Here is a 339-nt window from a genome sequence, read left to right on the forward strand (position 1 = left end):
GAAATCACTGATGAAAAGGAAGATGACGTTAAAAAAATTAAGTCCAATCCGTCTTATTGTTATGTTAATAAGTTGCAACTTATTAGCTACAGAAATCTATTTTCCTTCTCCTCTATATGCAAAAGGACAAACACCTACTGTAGAGCTCGTATCCCTATTGAGCAAAGGGGAAGAACAATTGCAAGCATTACAACAAGAAAAGAAAATGAAACTCGAAGAACAACAAAAAAAACTAGTAGAAGAAGAGAGCATGCTAGCTAAAGAAATAGAAAAGACGGAAGAGCTTCAAGAACAAATTATGATAGAAATAAGGGAAAATAATAATGGAAAAATTCAGGA

1 protein-coding gene is annotated in these 339 nt (G+C 32.7%); it reads left to right on the forward strand.

What is annotated here, in order from left to right:
- Positions 1-22: 22 nt before the first annotated feature.
- On the forward strand, positions 23-339 hold a 317-nt coding region (locus tag PPOP_RS19090; protein WP_006288361.1), incomplete at its 3' end, for a hypothetical protein.

Origin of the sequence: Paenibacillus popilliae ATCC 14706, assembly GCF_000315235.1 — a bacterium.
Lineage (GTDB): Bacteria > Bacillota > Bacilli > Paenibacillales > Paenibacillaceae > Paenibacillus_B > Paenibacillus_B popilliae.